Origin of the sequence: Variovorax sp. VNK109 (assembly GCF_049445855.1) — a bacterium.
Classification (GTDB): Bacteria; Pseudomonadota; Gammaproteobacteria; order Burkholderiales; family Burkholderiaceae_C; genus JAGOCV01.
Genome location: NZ_JBMSDV010000004.1, coordinates 122041 through 139925, shown reverse-complemented (window position 1 = coordinate 139925; position 17885 = coordinate 122041). Strand labels below are relative to the sequence as shown.

Below are 17885 nucleotides of genomic sequence, written 5' to 3'. Positions count from 1 at the left end.
CACATGTCGTAACACACACTGTTTCCGGGAGTCTGATTGCCATCTTCTCTGCGTCCGACGAAGTGACGACGATGAACGTCTCTGGCAGCCTTGCGGCTTTTGTTCGCCAGGGAGCCGGAGATGACAGAACTTGAAGAGGCGCCTTTCCCCTACGAAAGGCGTCTGTACGCCAACCTCGATGTGGACGGAAGCGCGGCGTTCGTTCCGACGCTCACACATGCGAGCCGTACCGACTGTGTGGCGCTGGTCCTGAGGGAGGTGAACTGCCTGCCGATCGTGTTCGTGCCCGGCATCATGGGCAGCAACCTGCGCATCAAGGCTGGAGAGAAGGGCGCTGGCAATCAGGCGTGGCGGCTCGACAGCAAAGGAGGTCTGGCCAAGGGGCAGGCCCTTAAAGAGGCGGGCGAGCGCCAGAGCATCCTGCACCCCGCCCGCACCGAAGTCGACCCCGGAGGAGACGTGCCCTCGGACCCGGTGGGGCTGCTGAGGAACGAGAAGGAGTTCCGCATGCGAGGTTGGGGCGAGGTGGCGGCGGCCAGTTACCAGGCGCTGCTGATCTGGCTGGAGCAGAACTTCAACAGCCAGCAGTCCGAAGGGGTGGACGACCCGACGCACAACCGCCTGAAGCAACTGCTCAGGCAGATCAGGGGCACAAGCTGGGACGCGCAGAAGCCCTTTGAGCCCATCACCGAGCAGGAAGAGGCGGCAGCGGTGCGCTGGAGCTACCCGGTGTATGCCTGCGGCTACAACTGGCTGGACAGCAATGAAGAGGCGGCCAAGCGGCTGGCCGCACGGATCGGGGAGATCATCGGCGGCTGCCAGAGCAAGTGGGGCCGCTGCGAGCAGGTGATATTGCTCACGCACAGCATGGGCGGTCTGGTGGCCCGGCGGTGTGCGGCGCTGGCGGGCATGGCGGGCAAGATCGCGGGCGTGGTGCACGGGGTGATGCCGGCCATCGGCGCGGCAGTGGCCTACCGGCGCTGCAAGGTGGGGATGATGGATGAGACCCCGTCGAACCTCATCGGCTGGGGCGCGGCCAAGACGATCGGTGCGACAGGGCGGGAGGTGACGGCGGTGTTCGCGCAGGCGCCGGGGGCGCTGCAGTTGCTGCCCACGCAGCAGTACCGAAGGGGCTGGTTCGAGATCCGGGACTCGGACGGACAGCTGATGCCGGGGCTGCCCGAGACGGACAACCCGTACGACACGATCTACGCGGAGCGCAACCGCTGGTGGGGGCTGATCAAGGAAGAGTGGCTCGCGCCCAAGGATGGGGTGCCGATCAAATGGATCGACTATGAGTCGGCCAGAACGAAGGCCAGAGATTTCCATTTGAAGATCAAGGACGCATATCACGCTACGACATATGGGTTCTACGGCACCGCACTGCCCAGCTTTGAGAAGGTGTGCTGGCGCTTGGGTCTGGGTGTCACGAAAGAAGTGGGCGTCACGCAGCCACCCCCGGATGCTTCGGCCGTCCTCAACCGCCATCGCAGTGACGTCGTCCTGGATGGAACCAACCCCGAACATCTGCCCGGACCGCGCTTGAGCCGCCAGGTCGGAATGCGCCCTGTCGAGACGCAGTCGTTCTATGAACTCCGATTGATGACTGCCGCCGACACCGGGGATGGCACCGTCCCCGAGTCCAGCGGACGCGCACCGCTGCCCCATGTGAAGCAGCTCTTTGCTGTGCGCAACATCGAGCACGAGTCTGCGTACCAGAACGCCCAGGTGCAGCAGATCACGGCCTATGCCATCGCCAGGATTGCCGCACAGACCCGGCTGCCTGCCGGCAAACCTGCATCCGGCCACACGCGCAGCGCCTGACCGACGGTCGACCCAGCCGATGAAGCCGATCTCCCGTCGCACCAAGCTGCTGGCGCTGGCCCTCTTCCTCGCCAACGTGGCGTTGGGGGGCTGGTACTGGCGCTTCCACCACATTCCCGAATACACCCCCAAGCAAATGGACACCTTCTCCACCCACATGCGCACGCACTGCGTGGGCCGCTACCTGATCGATCTTCCGGAGGACATGGGCTCGCCCAGGCTGGCCTATTCGACGTTCTATTTTGGACTCGATGCGGACTTCGAATCTGTGGAGGTGCAGATGCCGGAGCGGGAGTTGATCGATCACGACCGCTTCTCGGTATTGGTCACCCAGCGAAGGAATGAGTTGCGTGATGCCACAAATGACGACATGAAGATCTCCATGCTTCTGAAGCAGGAGATCGTCGCAACCGAGAATGGCGATGCATTGCTCTTGCGATATCTTGAAGACAGGAACTATCGAAGTTCCGGCATCCAGAGCGAGTTGCACGTCTTCGTGAAAGGGCGATATCTTGTTCTTCAGGCCAACTCGTATGTGAACTACGACAAGTTGCCCGGCGGGCGCTCGAACACCAGCTCTGACTACTACAAATTCACCGATCCCGAGCCCGCTGAGGCGCACCTCAAGAAGATGGGCCGCGCGCTCGAGCATGTTGCGGAAGCGGATCGTGCCGGCCCCGGCTTCTGCATCGGCAACGTGCTCTTCCCCCAGCCAGCCATCGGCTATGACGAGGAGAAGGCGACGTTCACGTTTGGCAAGAATGTGGGAGAGTCCGCTTCGCTGCGTCTTACCGTATCCATGAAAGGAAAGTACGGCTATCCGAAGCGTCCTCTCTTCGAGCGCATGGACACCGCCGCCAGTCTGCCTGACGCAGATGACGCGGATGATTTCCAGTTCCGCGAAGTGTTCAGGCGCCGCATCACGCGCGACGGAGTGAGTTTTCAGGAGGGTGCTGCCCAAGGCTATTGGCGCAGGGACCGGGAAAGCCAGTTCAATTTCCAGTTGCAGAACACCCGGCCTGAAGACGAGTCGATGCTGTCCTTCGAGCGGCCTGCCATTCTTCTGGAGATGGAAGCGGGTTCCTTTGGCGCTCGGCATAGTCCATCACCGTACCGCCAGGACGATCTGCAACGGGCGTGGAACCAGTGGGTGGGTAGCCTGAGACTGTCACCGGGCAATGGGGGAGCGCGCCGGTGAGCAGGCGGGGACGTATCTACGGATGGGCTGCAGTACTGCTGCTTGCGCTTGGCGCAACTGGCTGCTGGTACTGGCGCTTCCACCACATCCCCGAATACACCCCCAAGCACATGGACACCTTCTCCACCCACATGCGCACGCACTGCGTGGGCCGCTACCTGATCGATCTTTCGGAGGACATGGGTTCGCCCAGGCTGGCCTATTCGACGTTCTATTTTGGACTCGATGCGGATTTCAAGAAGGTCGAGGTACAGATGCCTGAGCGGGAGCTGATCGATCACGACCGCTTCTCGGTATTGGTCACGCAACGAAGGAATGAGCTCAGGGACAACAAGAACGAGGAAATGAAAATCCCGTTACTTCTGGCGGAGGAAATAGTCCCGACTCCCAATGGAGAAGGACTGTTGCTGAGGTACCTTGAGAATCGAAACTTCAACATTTCAGATATCGACTCGGAGTTGCATGTCTATGTGAGAGGCGTTTATCTGGTTCTTCGAGCGAGTTCGTTCGTTCCGGGAAATCCGTTCCGTATCCAAGGCGATCATTACAAGGCGATTGATCCGGTGCCTTCCGAGAACCGGTTGAAGCACTTTGCTCAGCATCTGACCGGAACTGAGAACCCCGGCACCGCAGGCCCCGGCTTCTGCATCGGCAACGTGCTCTTCCCCCAGCCAGCCATCGGCTATGACGAGGAGAAGGCGACGTTCACGTTCAGAAAGAAGTGGGGAGAGTCCGTATCGCTGAACCTTGATGTGTCAATGGGTGGCAAGTATGGGTACGAGAGAACGAGTCTTTTTGAGCTATGGGACCGGGGGTTGCGGGAGATGAGCAACTTTGAGGACCCGATGGTCAGGCAGCTCTATCGCAGGGAAAGAACACTTGAAGGCGGTGTCTTTCAGGAAGCTGCTTTGCAGGCTTACTGGAGCCGCAGTCGCAAGGCGGACTTCAAGTTTCATCTTCAGAACCTGAGGCCCGAAGAGGAGGCGAAGCTTGCCTTCGAGAGGCCGGCGATTTCCGTGCAACTGGAGACGGATTCGCCTGAGAAAGGGACTGAATCGGTGCCGTACCGCCAGGACGATCTGCAACGGGCGTGGAACCAGTGGGTGGGTAGCCTGAGACTGTCGCCGGGCAATGGGGGTGCTCGTTGATGAACCGAGGGCGGGCATTTGCTTGGGGTGTTGCGGTACTGGCTTCGATGTTGATCGTCGCAGGAGCCTGGTACTGGCGCTTCCACCACATTCCCGAATACACCCCCAAGCAAATGGACACCTTCTCCACCCACATGCGCACGCACTGCGTGGGCCGCTACCTGATCGATCTTCCGGAGGACATGGGCTCGCCCAGGCTGGCCTATTCGACGTTCTATTTTGGACTCGATGCGGACTTCGAATCTGTGGAGGTACAGATGCCGGAGCGGGAGTTGATCGATCACGACCGCTTCTCGGTATTGGTCACCCAGCGCAGGAATGAGTTGCGTGATGCCACAAATGACGACATGAAGATCTCCATGCTTCTGAAGCAGGAGATCGTCGCAACCGAGAATGGCGATGCATTGCTCTTGCGATATCTTGAAGACAGGAACTATCGAAGTTCCGGCATCCAGAGCGAGTTGCACGTCTTCGTGAAAGGGCGATATCTTGTTCTTCAGGCCAACTCGTATGTGAACTACGACAAGTTGCCCGGCGGGCGCTCGAACACCAGCTCTGACTACTACAAATTCACCGATCCCGAGCCCGCTGAGGCGCACCTCAAGAAGATGGGCCGCGCGCTCGAGCATGTTGCGGAAGCGGATCGTGCCGGCCCCGGCTTCTGCATCGGCAACGTGCTCTTCCCCCAGCCAGCCATCGGCTATGACGAGGAGAAGGCGACGTTCACGTTTGGCAAGAACACCGGTGAGTCTTTTTCGCTGCGTCTCACCGTATCCATGGACGGCAAGTACGGCTACGAGAGCATGAAGCTGTTCGATCGATGGGATCTGACCCTGAAGGAACTGGATGATCCCCTGGAAGTCATCGTCAGGCAGCTCTTTCGCAAGACCCGGACACTTGAAGGTGGCGACTTTCAGGAAGCGGCCGTGCAGGCTTACTGGGTCCGCAGTCGCGGATCGGACTTCAAATTCCATTTGCAGAACTTGCGCCCGCAAGACGAGGCAAAGCTTTCCTTCGAGCGACCTGCGATCTTCGTCGGGCTGGAAACGGGCTCGTCCGGGCGCAGAGGGGGACCGATACCGTACCGCCAGGACGATCTGCAACGGGCGTGGAACCAGTGGACGGGAACTCTGAGGCTGTCACCGGGCAATGGGGGTCGTCGCTGAGTTTCAACCCCACACCCCACGGTTGAAACTCCGGAGCATTACCCTCACCTATCTGGCCAGGAGAAAACGCCCCATGTCCAATTCCAGCAACCCCACCACCAGTCCCATCCTCGCCGTCGTACCACTCGGCTTCCCGTGGCAGACGGTCGATCCGTTCCTGTTCTGCGCGTACCACGACGATGCCTACCCCACTGCCAATGCCGACATGGGGCCGGCGACCTCGCTCGCGGGTCGCGACATCGGGCAGGACTTCAGTCGCAAGGATGGGTGGAGCATGTACCACGGTGACACGGTGCCGGGATTTCCAGCGCATCCGCACCGCGGCTTCGAGACGGTGACCATCGTGCGCAAGGGCCTGATCGACCACTCCGACTCACTCGGCGCGAAGGCGCGCTTCGGCGGTGGCGATGTGCAGTGGGTAACGGCCGGCAAAGGCATCGTGCACTCGGAAATGTTCCCGCTGCTGGACACTGCCGGCCCGAACCCGGTCGAGCTGTTCCAGATCTGGCTGAACCTGCCGGCCGCGCGCAAGATGGCCGAGCCGCACTTCACCATGCTGTGGGCCGACGAGATTCCGCACCGCGTCGAGACCGATGCCAGCGGCCGCAAGGCGACGATCGCCGTCGTGGCCGGCAAGCTTGCCGACACCGACGCACCGCCTTCGCCGCCGCCGGATTCGTGGGCCGCGCAGGCCGATGCCGACGTGTCGATCTGGACGCTGCGCCTGGACGCCGGCGCTTCATGGACGCTGCCGGCCGCCGCCGGCGCGGACACGCAACGCGTGCTGTACTTCTTCAAGGGCACGAAGGCGACCATCGCCGGGCAGGCCATCGACGGCCCGAAGGCGATCCAGCTGCGTGGCGACGCGCAGGTGCAGATCACCGGTGGCGACACCAAGACCGAGTTCCTGCTGCTGCAGGGTCGCCCGATCGGTGAGCCGGTGGCGCAGTACGGCCCGTTCGTGATGAACACGCAGGCCGAAATCCAGCAGGCCATGCAGGACTACCGCCGCACCGAGTTCGGCGGCTGGCCGTGGCCGGCGCAGGACCCGTCGCACGGGCGTGACCCGGCGCGCTTTGCCGTGCACCCCGGCGGGCGCGAGGAACGCCCCGCAGGCGACAATGCGGGTTCTGAAGACAGAGAGGAAAGCACCGCATGAAGATCACCAAGGACACCGTCGTCACCCTGCAATTCAAGGTGGCTGACGCCAAGGGCATGCTGATCGAACAGACGAAGGAACCGATGGCCTACCTGCACGGCGGCTATGGAAACACGCTGCCCAAGATCGAGGAAGCGCTGGATGGCCAGGAGAAGGGCTTCCAGACCACGCTCGCGCTCGAACCCGCAGACGCCTTCGGCGAGCGTGACGAGAGCCTGATCCGCGTGATCCCGAAAAGCGAATTCCCGCCCGGCGTGAAGGTTGGCGGCCAGCTCGAAGGCCGCAACGAAGACGGCTCACCGCGCGTGTTCAACGTGGTCAAGATCAAGGGCCCCGAAGTGCATCTGGACGGCAACCATCCGCTGGCCGGCAAAGCGCTGCGCTTCACGCTCAAGGTGGTGGACGTGCGCACCGCATCGCAAGAGGAAATCTCTCACGGCCATGTGCATGGCGAGCATGGACACCACCACTGATCTGTGGTGACCATGAAAAAGGGCGCCTCCCGGCGCCCTTTTTGTTGGCGGTGTGCCCCGCGAGGCGATTACTTCTTCGCCACGACCTGGACCATCTCCAGGCACTTGTTCGAGTAGCCCCACTCATTGTCGTACCAGCTCACCAGCTTGATGAACGTACCGTCCAGCGCGATGCTGGCTTCGGCGTCGAAGATCGAGGTGCGTGCATCGCCGCGGAAGTCCGTCGCGACGACCTTGTCTTCGGTGTAGCCCAGGATGCCCTTGAGCTTGCCTTCGGACTGAGCCTTCATCTCGGCCTTGATCTCGTCAAACGTGGCAGGCTTCTCCAGCTCGGCCGTCAGGTCGACCACCGACACGTCGGAGGTCGGCACGCGGAAGCTCATGCCAGTCAGCTTCTTGTTGAGCGAGGGGATCACCACGCCCACGGCCTTGGCAGCGCCGGTGCTGGAGGGGATGATGTTTTCCAGGATGCCGCGGCCGCCGCGCCAGTCCTTGTTGGACGGGCCGTCCACCGTCTTCTGCGTGGCAGTGGCAGCGTGCACCGTCGTCATCAGGCCGCGCTTGATGCCCCACTTGTCATGCAGCACCTTGGCCAGCGGAGCCAGGCAGTTGGTGGTGCAGGACGCGTTGGAGATGATGTCCTCGCCCTTGTAGGTGTCGTCGTTCACGCCGAACACGAACATCGGCGTGTCGTCCTTCGACGGAGCGGACATGATGACCTTTTTCGCGCCGGCAGCGATGTGCTTGGCGGCGGTTTCCTTGGTGAGGAAGAGGCCGGTCGATTCGATGACGATGTCGGCACCGACCTCGCCCCACTTGAGTTCGGCCGGGTCCTTCACGGCGGTGAGGCGGATCTTCTTCCCGTTGACCACCAGCGTGTTGCCTTCGACGGCAATACTGCCGTCGAAGCGGCCATGCACCGAGTCGTACTGGAGCATGTAGGCCAGGTAATCGGGCTCCAGCAGGTCGTTGATGCCGACGACTTCGATGTCCTTGAAGTTCTTCACCGCAGCGCGGAACACCATGCGTCCGATACGTCCGAAACCGTTGATGCCGATCTTGATGGTCATTGCAGAAATCTCCTGGGATTGTTGAAAACTGGATGCGTGCGATTCACTTGCGCAGGGCGGCCTGCACCGTGTCGGCCACGTTCTCGGGCGTGAAGCCGAAGTGCTTGAACAGCACCGGGGCCGGGGCCGATTCGCCGTAGGTGTCGATGCCGACGACGGCGGCGCAGCCGTACTTCCACCAGCCGTCGGTGACGCCCATTTCCACGGCGATGCGCGGCAGGCCCTGGGGCAGCACGGCGTTCTTGTAGGCGACGTCCTGGCGGTCGAACGCGGTCGTGCTGGGCATGGAGACCACGCGCACGGCGATCTTGCGTTCGGCCAGCAGCGCCTGCGCCTTGAGCGCCAGATGCACTTCCGAGCCGGTGGCGATGATCACGGCCTGCGCCTTCTTCGACAGGCCCACTTCGGCGGGCTCGGCCAGCACGTAGGCGCCACGGCTGATGTCGCCGAGGTCCTTCTTGGGCAGGTAGGGCAGGTTCTGGCGCGACAGCAGCAGCGCGGTCGGCTTGTTGCGGTGCTCGAGCGCGACGGCCCAGGCCACCGCCGTTTCAGCCGTGTCGGCCGGACGCCAGACTTCGAGGCCGGGGATCAGGCGCAGGCTGGCCGCGTGCTCGATGGACTGGTGCGTCGGGCCGTCTTCGCCGAGGCCGATGGAGTCGTGCGTGAACACGTGCACCACGCGCTGCTTCATCAGCGCAGCCATGCGGATGGCGTTGCGGCTGTAGTCGCTGAACGTGAGGAAGGTGCCGCCGTAGGGAATGTAGCCGCCGTGCAGCGCCACGCCGTTCATGATGGCGGCCATGCCGAATTCGCGCACGCCGTAGTTGATGTGGCGACCGGTTTGCCCCTCGGCGTTGCGCACCACATCGCCCGCCTGGTCGAAGCGAAGGTTGGGCGTGCTCTTGGTGTTGGTGAGGTTGGAGCCGGTCAGGTCGGCGCTGCCGCCCAGCATTTCGGGCAGCGCAGCGGTGAATGCTTCGAGCGCGAGCTGCGAAGCCTTGCGCGATGCGACGGTCTCGGCCTTGGTGTGCGCGCCGATGACGGTGTCCACCGCCACTTGCGAGAAGTTCTTCGGCAGGTCGCCCTTCATGCGGCGGGTGAATTCGCGTGCCAGTTCGGGAAAGGCGGTCTTGTAGGCGGCGAACTTCGCGTCCCACGACTTCTCGCTCTCGGCGCCCTTGGCCTTGGCGCTCCAGTCGTCGTACACGGCCTTCGGCACTTCGAACGGCGCGTGGCTCCAGCCCAGCGCTTCGCGGGTGAGCCTGATCTCGTCGGCACCCAGCGGCTCGCCGTGGGCCTTGGCGGTGTTGGCGCGGTTGGGGCTGCCTTTGCCGATGTGCGTCTTGCAGATCACGAGCGTGGGCTTGTCCACGCTGTTCTTCGCGTCGGCGATGGCGCGGTCCACGGCGTCGACGTCGTGGCCATCGACGGGGCCGATGACGTTCCAGCCGCAGGCGGTGAAGCGCTGCGCGGTGTTGTCGATGAACCAGGGCGTGACCTGCCCGTCGATGGAAATGCCGTTGTCGTCGTACAGCGCGACGAGCTTGTTGAGCTTCCACGCACCGGCCAGCGCCACGGCTTCATGGCTGATCCCTTCCATCAGGCAGCCGTCGCCCATGAACACATAGGTGTGGTGGTCGACGATGGCGTGGCCGTCACGGTTGAACTCGGCGGCCAGCAGCTTCTCGGCCAGTGCCATGCCCACCGCGTTGGTGATGCCCTGGCCCAGCGGACCGGTGGTGGTTTCGACGCCGGGGGTGATGCCCACTTCGGGGTGACCGGCCGTCTTGCTGTGCAGCTGGCGGAAGTTCTTCAGCTCGCCGATAGGCAGCTTGTAGCCGGTCAGGTGCAGCAGTGCGTAGATCAGCATCGAGCCGTGGCCGTTGGAGAGCACGAAGCGGTCGCGGTTGGCCCATTGCGGGTTGGCCGGGTTGTGGCTCAGGTGACGGCTCCACAGCGCGACGGCCATGTCGGCCATGCCCATCGGGGCGCCGGGGTGGCCGGAGTTGGCTTGTTGTACGGCGTCCATCGCGAGCGCGCGGATTGCGTTCGCCATTGCTTGGGTGTTGGCCATCGGGAAGCGGCTTTCGGAGAGTTCTGGAGGTGGGTGCCCGCTCCGGCAGACGCCGCAGCGGGGAAACCCGGCATTTTACCGGGCGGCCATCCGCCCTGCGGGCAGGCGGGGCGGGGCCGCGGCGGGATGGCGTCCCCGGTCCGCCGCCGCCACTGGCGCTGCCGCCGGCATGCACTACAGTGCGGAGCATGCATGGCCTCCACCTCACCGCCGACCTGATGGGCTGTCGTTGTGACCCGCTCTGGCTGACCGATGCCGACCGCCTGGCCGAACGCTGCGAAGCCGCCGTGATGCAGGCCGGGCTTAGCGCTGTCGCGAAGCTGGCGCACACCTTCCCGGCCAGCGACAGCGGACCCGGCGGGGTGACCGCCACGGTCCTGCTCGCCGAGAGCCACCTCTGCGTGCACACCTGGCCCGAGATCGGCGCGGCCACGCTGGATGTGTACGTCTGCAACTACGGCGCGGACCACTCGGTGCGCGCCGAGGCGCTGATGGCCTCGCTGCTCGCGCTGTTCGACGCGGCTCAGGTGGAGCGCCGAGCCATCGAACGGGGCGCCATCGGTCTGGCAGCGGCGTCACCATGACGGCGCCGACGACAAATGCGGCGGCACTGATCCTGGCCGCCGGACGCGGCGAACGCATGCGCCCGCTGACCGACGTGCATCCCAAGCCGCTGCTGCATGTGCGCGGCAAGCCGCTCATCCAGTGGCATCTGGAAGCACTGGAGACGGGTGGCTTCCACGACGTGGTGATCAACACCGCCTGGCTCGGCGAGCAGATTCCAGAACGCTTCGGCGAGCACTGGCCTGGTGGCAACGTGCGGCCGCTGCACATCCGCTATTCGCATGAGGGGCGCGATTTCGGCGGTGCGCTGGAAACGTCGGGCGGCATCGTGCGCGCGCTGCCGTGGCTGGGTGAGGTCAGCGATGTCTTCTGGGTCATGGCGGGCGATGTCTACACACCCGGCTTCCGTTTTACGCAGGATGCCGTGGCGCGCTTCGCCGCGAGCGGGCGTCTCGCGCACCTCTGGCTGGTGCCGAACCCGCCGCACAACCCGAACGGCGATTTCGGGCTGTCGGCCGACGGGCGGGCGCTCAACCTGCCGGCCGGTGCAACGGGCCCGCGTTACACCTATTCCACGATCGGCCTGTTCCGCGCCGCGCTTTTCACCGAGGCGCGCACCGGCATTGCCCCGGGAAACCCGCAGGGAATACATGGAAAGCTGGCCCCCGTTTTGCGCGCAGGCATGGACAATGGGGACATCTCCGCCGAGCTGTACACCGGCGCCTGGACTGATGTGGGCACGCCGGCCCGGCTGGAAGAATTGAATTCATCGCAGACGTAACCACGCTGACCCGACCATGAACGCCACCGCTCCCGCCGCTCCCGCCGCATCCGCTGCCACCGCCATCGCCAACAAGGCCGTCTACTCGCGCCGCCGCGCACGCCTGGCCGCCAAGCTCGGCACCACCGGCATCGCCATCATCCCCACCGCGCCCGAGCGTCCGCGCAACCGCGACAGCGACTTCCTGTACCGGCACGACAGCTACTTCTATTACCTGACCGGTTTCACCGAGCCCAATTCGTGGCTCGTGATCACGGGCGAAGGTTTGTCGGCGCTGTTCTGCCCACCCAAGGACCTGGAGCGAGAGATCTGGGACGGCTACCGCCTCGGCCCCGAGGCCGCGCCTGCCGCGCTCGGCGTGGACGCCGCGTCGCCCGTGACCGAGCTCGACGCGAAGATGCCCAAGCTGCTGGAGAACCGCACCGTCGTCTGGTATCCGTTCGCCACGCATGAAGGGCTGGAGACGCGCATCGACAGCTGGCTGTCCAAGGTGCGCGCGCGCGTGCGCTTCGGCGCGGTGTGCGCGGACCAGCAGCGCGACCTGTGCTCGCTGCTCGACGAAATGCGCCTCATCAAGGACCTGCACGAGCAGGGCATCATGCGCCGCGCCGCGCAGATCAGCGCACAGGCGCACGTGCGTGCGATGCAGACCTGTTCGCAGATGATCCGCGCCGGCAAGGACGTGCGCGAATTCACGCTCGACGCCGAGCTGTCGCACGAATTCCGCATGTGGGGCTCGCAATACCCGGCGTACCCGTCCATCGTCGCCACCGGCGCGAACGCGTGCGTGCTGCACTACCGCGCCGCCGACGCGCAGGTGAAGAAGGGCGACCTGGTGCTCATCGATGCCGGCTGTGAACTCGACGGCTACGCCAGCGACATCACCCGTACCTTCCCCGCCAGCGGGAAGTTCAGCGGCCCGCAACGCGAGCTGTACGACCTGGTGCTCGCCAGCCAGGACGCCGCCGTCGCCGCCACGAAGCCCGGCGCGCGCTTCGTCGACCCGCACGACGCCACCGTGCGCGTGCTCGCGCAAGGCATGCTCGACGTCGGCCTGCTCGACAAGAAGAAGGTCGGCACCGTGGACGATGTGATCGAGAAGCGCGCCTACTTCCAGTTCTACATGCACCGCACCGGCCACTGGCTCGGCATGGACGTGCACGACTGCGGCAGCTACATCGAACCCAGCGAGATGGGCACCGTGAGTGAACGCCGCGACCCGCTCTCCAACGAAATCATCCGCGACCGGCCCAGCCGCGTCTTGAAGCCCGGCATGGTCCTCACCATCGAGCCCGGCATCTACGTGCGCCCCGCGCCCGGCGTGCCCGAGAAGTTCCACAACATCGGCATCCGCATCGAGGACGATGCGCTCGTCACAGAGACCGGCTGCGAACTCATCACGCGCGGCGTGCCGGTGAAGGCGGCGGAGATCGAGGCGTTGATGGCCTGAGCTTGTCGCGCCGTCAACGAAAAGGCCGGCATACGCCGGCCTTTTTACTGTGCGCCCCGGAGATCAGCGTGCGCGCAGGAAGTCACCCACTTCGAGCAGGATGAGTTCGTTGTCGTCCGCCTTGTTCGGATCGCGGCTGGAGGAGAACGGCAGGTTGTTGTCGTTGCCGACGACGATGTGCGTGGCGTCCACGACGTCGACGTTCTCGATGGTGAAGAACGGGAAGGTGAGCACGCCGTTGTCCAGCGGCTTCTTCGCGAGCTTGTCCGGGTCCTGGATGTTCATCAGGTCGATGTAGCCGATCTTGCGCAGCGGGCCGTTCACGTTGGCGTCGGTCATCTCGACCTTGTAGATGCGCTTGAACTTGGCGAGATCATGGAAGCAGTCGGTGCGCTTCTGGCCTTCCGGGCAAGCCTTCGCGGCCGTGCCTTCGCCGTTGTCGCGTTCGATGATGAGGCCCATGACGCTCGTGTCATTCGGATTCTTGTCGTCAATCACGATGTTGAAGTCGCCGATGGCGTGGTGGTTGGCTTCCATCACGTACTTCCAGTGGCGGCCGGTCCATTGTTCGGACTTCACGTCGAACTCGAGCACGCGCAGGTATTGCTTGCCGTCGATGGCTTCTGCGGCCTTGGCCGCTTCGTCGTACAGCGCGCCTTCGAGCAGCGCATACAGCTTGCTGCCGTCTTTTGACGCCGCCATGCCTTCATAGCCCTTGGAGCGGCGGACCTGGAACTTCACTTCACCGCCTGGCGCGCCGGGCGTGGTCACCGCCGGATGATCGGGCGAGCGCACGACCTTGCCATCGACCTGCGTCTCGAACACGGCCTGCACCTTGCCGTTCATGTCGGCCTTGATGAGGTAGGGGCCGAATTCTTCGCCGATCCAGATGGAGCCGCCGGCGAACTGGAAGCTTTCGAGGTCGAAATCCGAGCCGGTGAGGTAGCGCTTCTTCGTGCCTTCATGCACCACGCGGAAGGGCACCTTCTTGTCGGGGTCGTGCAGGAACACGGTCTTCAGGCGCGTGAACTTGCCGCTCTTGAAATCCACCTTGTAGTGGTTCAGGTAGAGCGCGAAGTCGGGCGAGTTGGCCTTGGAGCCGGCGCCGTTGTCGGTGAGGATCCAGAACGTGCCGTCGGGCATTTTCTTGATGCCGGAGTGGCCCTGGATCGGCTGGCCCTTGAACGGCAGCGACATGCCGGTGGGGCGCCCGCCCGAAAAGCCTTCGACGCTGCCGATCTTCTCGACCAGCTTGCCGGTGGTGAACTTGCCGCTGACCTGCAGGTCGGCCGGCGCGTCCTTGGGTGCGGGGATCATGGTCTGCGCGGGCAGCAGCGCGTGACCGGCGAGCGTGGCCGGGTAGGCGTTCTGTGCGGCGGCGTTGAACGAGCAGAGCGTGGCGGCGGCGAATGCCACCGCCGCGAGGGCGTGTCGATTCATGATGAGTGAGTCTTTGTGGATGGGAACGAAGACCCGCACGATGCCCACCGCAGATGACGTGCGCATGAACGGACGGTGACAACGGCGTGTCAGCGGGTCATGCAGCCACTGCCGCGCCGGCCAGATGTCCGCGCGTGAACGCTTCCTCGAAGATCGAATAGCCCGACCAGTCGCTGTGCGCGAACAGCAGCCGGTCCGCGCGCACGACGGCGGGTGCCTGCCACGGCCTCGGGTGCGGCACCGGCGTGGCCATCGCGTGGCCGTAGCGCGTGATCTCCATGCGTGCGGCCTTGGCCGCGATGTCGGGGTGCACGACCGACAGCTCCGCCATGATTTCGTCGCGCCAGGCCTCGAACGGCTTCATGAGCAGTTCGCGCCGCAGCTCGGGTGCGATGCCGAGTGCGCGGTACCAGGTCAGCACCGTCGGGCCGGGACGCGGGTCGAGCGACTGGTGGCGCGCATCGACATAGCCGAGACCGGCCGAGCCGTAGAGCACGTTGTCCCAGCTCGGCGGTGCGCCGGGCCGGTCGCGCAGCGGCTCGCGCAGCAGCAGGTTTGCGACGAGCCACGACGCGTGCGGCGTGGCGGCGTTTGCGTCGCGCAGCGTTTGCGGCGCGTTCTCCACCACGCGTGCCGCGACGTGCAGCGGCAACGCGACGATGCAGCGCGCAGCCTGCCAGCGCTCGATGCGCTGCGCGGCGTGGTCGAACGCATCGACCTCCACACCATGCCGGCTTGCTGCGATGCGCAAGACCGTGCGCGCAGGCTTGATGCGCTCGCCGATCGGTCGCGCCATCTGCTGCGTGAGCCAGCCGTTGCCCTCGGGCCAGGTGAGCACGGCGCTTTCGCCAGAGTCGTGTGCATGCAGCAAATCAGCGGCATCGCCCGGCGCATGGAAGCCATGGCGGCTGGCAAAGTAGTGCAGCCCGGCCCAGGCGGAGACCACGCCGATGCCCGCGCCGAAATCGTCGCGGCAGCAGTAGTCGAGGTACCAGCGCAGATGCGTGTCGTGCACGCCCTGCGCATCGAGCCATGCCACGAATGTCTGGCTGGCGAGCGCGGCATGTGCAGGCGTGAACGGCACGCGCAAGGCGGGCACAGTGAAGCGCGCGCTGCGTTGCACGTCGCGCACCCTGGCCGCGAACAAGCGGTATTGCGCGAGCGTGGCGTCGCTGACGCCTTGCACCGGCAACAGGCCTTCCTGCCATTCGCCTTCAAAGTACAAACGCTCCTGCGGGCTGTGGCAGAGCATGCGCTCGTCGTAAGTCCAGCGCCCGCCCACGCGCTGGCGCACGCCGAGTTCTTCCAGCAGGTCCTGCACCTCGCGCGCGTCGTCGCCGGGCACTGGCAGGTAATGCGCGCCCAGGGGACAGGGCAGGCCGCCGACGCGTGCGGCGCGGCTGTTGCCGCCCGCCGTATCTTCCAGCTCGAAGATGGCGAAGTCTTCCTGTCCACGTTGGCGCAGGGCACGCGCCGCCGCGAGTCCCGCCACACCACCGCCGGCGATGAGCACGCCCGTGCGATGCGTCACCGCAGGTGTCTGCCGGAGAACCTTCGAAGGGTCGCGCAGCAGATGACCACGCTCCACCTGAACACCCGAGAAGCCGCCCTCCACCGCAGACAGCGGCCGGCCGCAGCCCCACAGCGGCACGGCGGCTGCGGCAACGATGGCTGCGCGGCGTGTGAGCTTCACCGTCTTCACGGCATCACCGCGGCAGGGCCTGGCCCCACTCGCGTTCGTACGTGGTGACCAACAACTGGTTGGACAACCGGTTCGGTTCAGCGGGAACACGTGCCATGTCCAGCGGAAAGTCGAACAGCAGCGGCAGCGACTGCTGGCTCAGGAAGCGCAGGCCTTCGGGCAGCTTCAGCGGCAGCGCGTAGGGCCGGCGGCTCGCGATGATGAAGCCCCATTCGCCGAAGCTTGGCACATGCGCGTGGTAGGGCGCCGTGCGCAGGCCGACGGCTTCGATGGTGGCAGCGACCGTCCAGTAGCTCTGGCGCGCCACGAGTGGCGACGTCGTCTGCACCACCGCATAGCCACTGGCCGACAGGCGACGGTCGAGCAGCGCGTAGAACGACGTGGTGTAGAGCTTGCCGATGGAAAAGTTCGTCGGGTCCGGAAAGTCCACGACGATCACGTCGAAGCTCTCGTCCGTTTCTTCGAGCCACTTGAACGCATCGGTGTTGACGATCTTCAGCTTGCCCGAATGCAACGCGTCGCCGTTGAGTTTGCGCAGGATGGGGTGTGTGGAAAACAGCTGCGTCATCGCCGGATCGAGCTCCACCAGCGTGACCGATTCGACGCCCGGGTACTTCAGGATCTCGCGCACCGCCATGCCGTCGCCGCCGCCGAGCACGGCCACCTTACGCGGCGCGCCCTGCGCGGAGAACGCGGCCATCGCCGGGTGCACCAGCGCTTCGTGATAGCGGTATTCGTCGCGCTCGGCGAATTGCAGGTTGCCGTTGAGGAAGAGGCGATGCCCCGTCGGCCCGTTGGTGAGCACGATGCGCTGCCAGCGCGAGGTCTCCGCCACGACCACCTTGTCCTGGTAGAACTTGTCTTCCGCCAGCGTGGTCACCTGGTCCGCCGCGATGAAGCAGCCGCCGAGCACGCCGATGACGGCCACACAGGCCACGACGTGCTCCGTCATCCGCCGCAACTCGTGCCTGAAGATCCACAGCGCCCACACGGCAACGGCTGCGTTCATCAACCCGAAGAGCAGGCCGGTGCGGATGAGCCCCAGCTGCGGCACCAGCACCAGCGGAAACGCCACCGACACCGCGAGCGCACCGAGGTAGTCGAAGGTGAGCACCTGCGACACCAGGTCGCGCAACGCCACGTTGCGCTTCAGGATGCGCATGACGAGCGGGATTTCCAGCCCGACGAGCGTGCCGACCAGCAGCACCAGCGCATAGAGCGTGAAGCGGAATGCGCCCGGCAGCCATGCGCTGGTGATGAACAGCACGATGGGCAGCAGCCCGCCCGTCAGCGCGACCATCAGCTCGATGCGCAGGAAGTGCCCCGGCAACTGCCGCTCGAAATAACGCGACAGCCACGAGCCGATGCCCATGGCGAAGAGGTAGCTGCCGATGATGGTGGAGAACTGGAGGACCGAGTCGCCCAGCACATAGGACGCGAGCGCACCTGCGGCCAGTTCATAGACGAGGCCGCACGCCGCGACGACGAACACGCTGGCCAGCAGCGCGACTTCGAGCGGTTGCGCGGGCATGGCGGGCGCGTCAGCCGCGCCCGCGTCGGGCTTGTCCTGCGCCACCAAGGCCTGTGACTAGCCGTGGATGGCCGCAGCCACGATGATCGAGATGCCCAGCGACATGGAGGCCACGACAAGGCCGAGCGCCATGTTCTGCTTCTCCACGATCTCCTCCCACAGGTTGTAGGGCGTGAGCTTGTCGATGATGACGAAGCTCAGCCAGAACACGATCACGCCGATCAGCGCGAACACGATGGAGCCGATGAATGCCCCTGGTCTCAGCCATTCGAATCCCATGATGATCTCCATGTCAAAGGTAGTTG

At 64.6% G+C, this 17885-nt stretch carries 15 protein-coding genes; 9 read left to right on the top strand and 6 right to left on the bottom strand.

Features of this window, described 5'->3' with window-relative positions; genetic code table 11:
- Window positions 1–120 precede the first annotated feature (120 nt).
- The 6 genes from ACO2Q9_RS15030 to ACO2Q9_RS15005 all read left to right on the top strand — a co-directional run bounded on the left by ACO2Q9_RS15030 (window position 121) and on the right by ACO2Q9_RS15005 (window position 6968).
- Window positions 121–1824: an esterase/lipase family protein gene (locus ACO2Q9_RS15030; RefSeq protein WP_423312616.1), complete on the top strand. Its 1704-nt coding sequence runs from the start codon at window positions 121–123 to the stop codon at window positions 1822–1824.
- A 19-nt stretch (window positions 1825–1843) separates the two neighbouring features.
- Complete coding sequence (locus tag ACO2Q9_RS15025; protein WP_423312615.1) at window positions 1844–3022, top strand: T6SS immunity protein Tli4 family protein; 1179 nt, start codon at window positions 1844–1846, stop codon at window positions 3020–3022.
- Window positions 3023–3132: 110 nt separating this feature from the next.
- Window positions 3133–4170, top strand: coding sequence for a T6SS immunity protein Tli4 family protein (locus ACO2Q9_RS15020; protein ID WP_423312614.1), 1038 nt, complete (start codon window positions 3133–3135; stop codon window positions 4168–4170).
- A 47-nt stretch (window positions 4171–4217) separates the two neighbouring features.
- Window positions 4218–5336: a T6SS immunity protein Tli4 family protein gene (locus ACO2Q9_RS15015; RefSeq protein ID WP_423312613.1), complete on the top strand. Its 1119-nt coding sequence runs from the start codon at window positions 4218–4220 to the stop codon at window positions 5334–5336.
- Window positions 5337–5409: 73 nt separating this feature from the next.
- Window positions 5410–6495, top strand: coding sequence for a pirin family protein (locus ACO2Q9_RS15010; protein ID WP_423312612.1), 1086 nt, complete (start codon window positions 5410–5412; stop codon window positions 6493–6495).
- Window positions 6492–6968, top strand: a complete 477-nt coding sequence (locus ACO2Q9_RS15005) for an FKBP-type peptidyl-prolyl cis-trans isomerase (RefSeq protein WP_423312611.1) — start codon at window positions 6492–6494, stop codon at window positions 6966–6968. Before ACO2Q9_RS15010 ends, ACO2Q9_RS15005 begins: the two co-directional genes overlap by 4 nt.
- A 68-nt stretch (window positions 6969–7036) precedes the next feature.
- On the opposite strand, the gene gap is transcribed toward ACO2Q9_RS15005, so the two are convergent.
- Window positions 7037–8038 (bottom strand): type I glyceraldehyde-3-phosphate dehydrogenase, encoded by a 1002-nt coding sequence (gene gap, locus ACO2Q9_RS15000; protein WP_423312610.1) that lies wholly within the window; start codon window positions 8036–8038, stop codon window positions 7037–7039.
- A 43-nt stretch (window positions 8039–8081) separates the two neighbouring features.
- A complete protein-coding gene (gene tkt, locus ACO2Q9_RS14995) occupies window positions 8082–10112 on the bottom strand; it encodes a transketolase (RefSeq protein ID WP_423312609.1) in 2031 nt (676 codons plus the stop codon).
- A gap of 188 nt (window positions 10113–10300) precedes the next feature.
- On the opposite strand from tkt, the gene speD reads away from it, so the two are divergent.
- The 3 genes from speD to ACO2Q9_RS14980 are packed head-to-tail and all read left to right on the top strand — an operon-like array spanning window position 10301 to window position 12907.
- The gene (gene speD / locus ACO2Q9_RS14990; protein ID WP_423312608.1) at window positions 10301–10696 is read left to right on the top strand and encodes an adenosylmethionine decarboxylase; all 396 of its coding nucleotides are present in this window, start codon (window positions 10301–10303) and stop codon (window positions 10694–10696) included.
- The gene (locus tag ACO2Q9_RS14985) at window positions 10693–11457 is read left to right on the top strand and encodes a nucleotidyltransferase family protein (protein WP_423312607.1); all 765 of its coding nucleotides are present in this window, start codon (window positions 10693–10695) and stop codon (window positions 11455–11457) included. The genes speD and ACO2Q9_RS14985 overlap by 4 nt, the downstream gene beginning before the upstream one ends.
- 16 nt (window positions 11458–11473) lie before the next feature.
- Complete coding sequence (locus ACO2Q9_RS14980) at window positions 11474–12907, top strand: aminopeptidase P N-terminal domain-containing protein (protein ID WP_423312606.1); 1434 nt, start codon at window positions 11474–11476, stop codon at window positions 12905–12907.
- Between the two features lie 63 nt (window positions 12908–12970).
- Here the strand turns inward: ACO2Q9_RS14980 and ACO2Q9_RS14975 are convergent, their stop codons facing one another.
- The 4 genes from ACO2Q9_RS14975 to ACO2Q9_RS14960 form a co-directional block, all read right to left on the bottom strand.
- Entirely contained in the window at window positions 12971–14347 is a 1377-nt protein-coding gene (locus ACO2Q9_RS14975) for an esterase-like activity of phytase family protein (RefSeq protein WP_423312605.1), read from the bottom strand.
- Between the two features lie 97 nt (window positions 14348–14444).
- Window positions 14445–16049, bottom strand: a complete 1605-nt coding sequence (locus ACO2Q9_RS14970; RefSeq protein ID WP_423312604.1) for an FAD-dependent oxidoreductase — start codon at window positions 16047–16049, stop codon at window positions 14445–14447.
- A gap of 4 nt (window positions 16050–16053) precedes the next feature.
- Window positions 16054–17580, bottom strand: coding sequence for a polyamine aminopropyltransferase (locus ACO2Q9_RS14965; RefSeq protein ID WP_423312877.1), 1527 nt, complete (start codon window positions 17578–17580; stop codon window positions 16054–16056).
- 57 nt (window positions 17581–17637) lie between these two features.
- Entirely contained in the window at window positions 17638–17859 is a 222-nt protein-coding gene (locus ACO2Q9_RS14960) for a DUF350 domain-containing protein (RefSeq protein ID WP_423312603.1), read from the bottom strand.
- Window positions 17860–17885 lie beyond the last annotated feature (26 nt).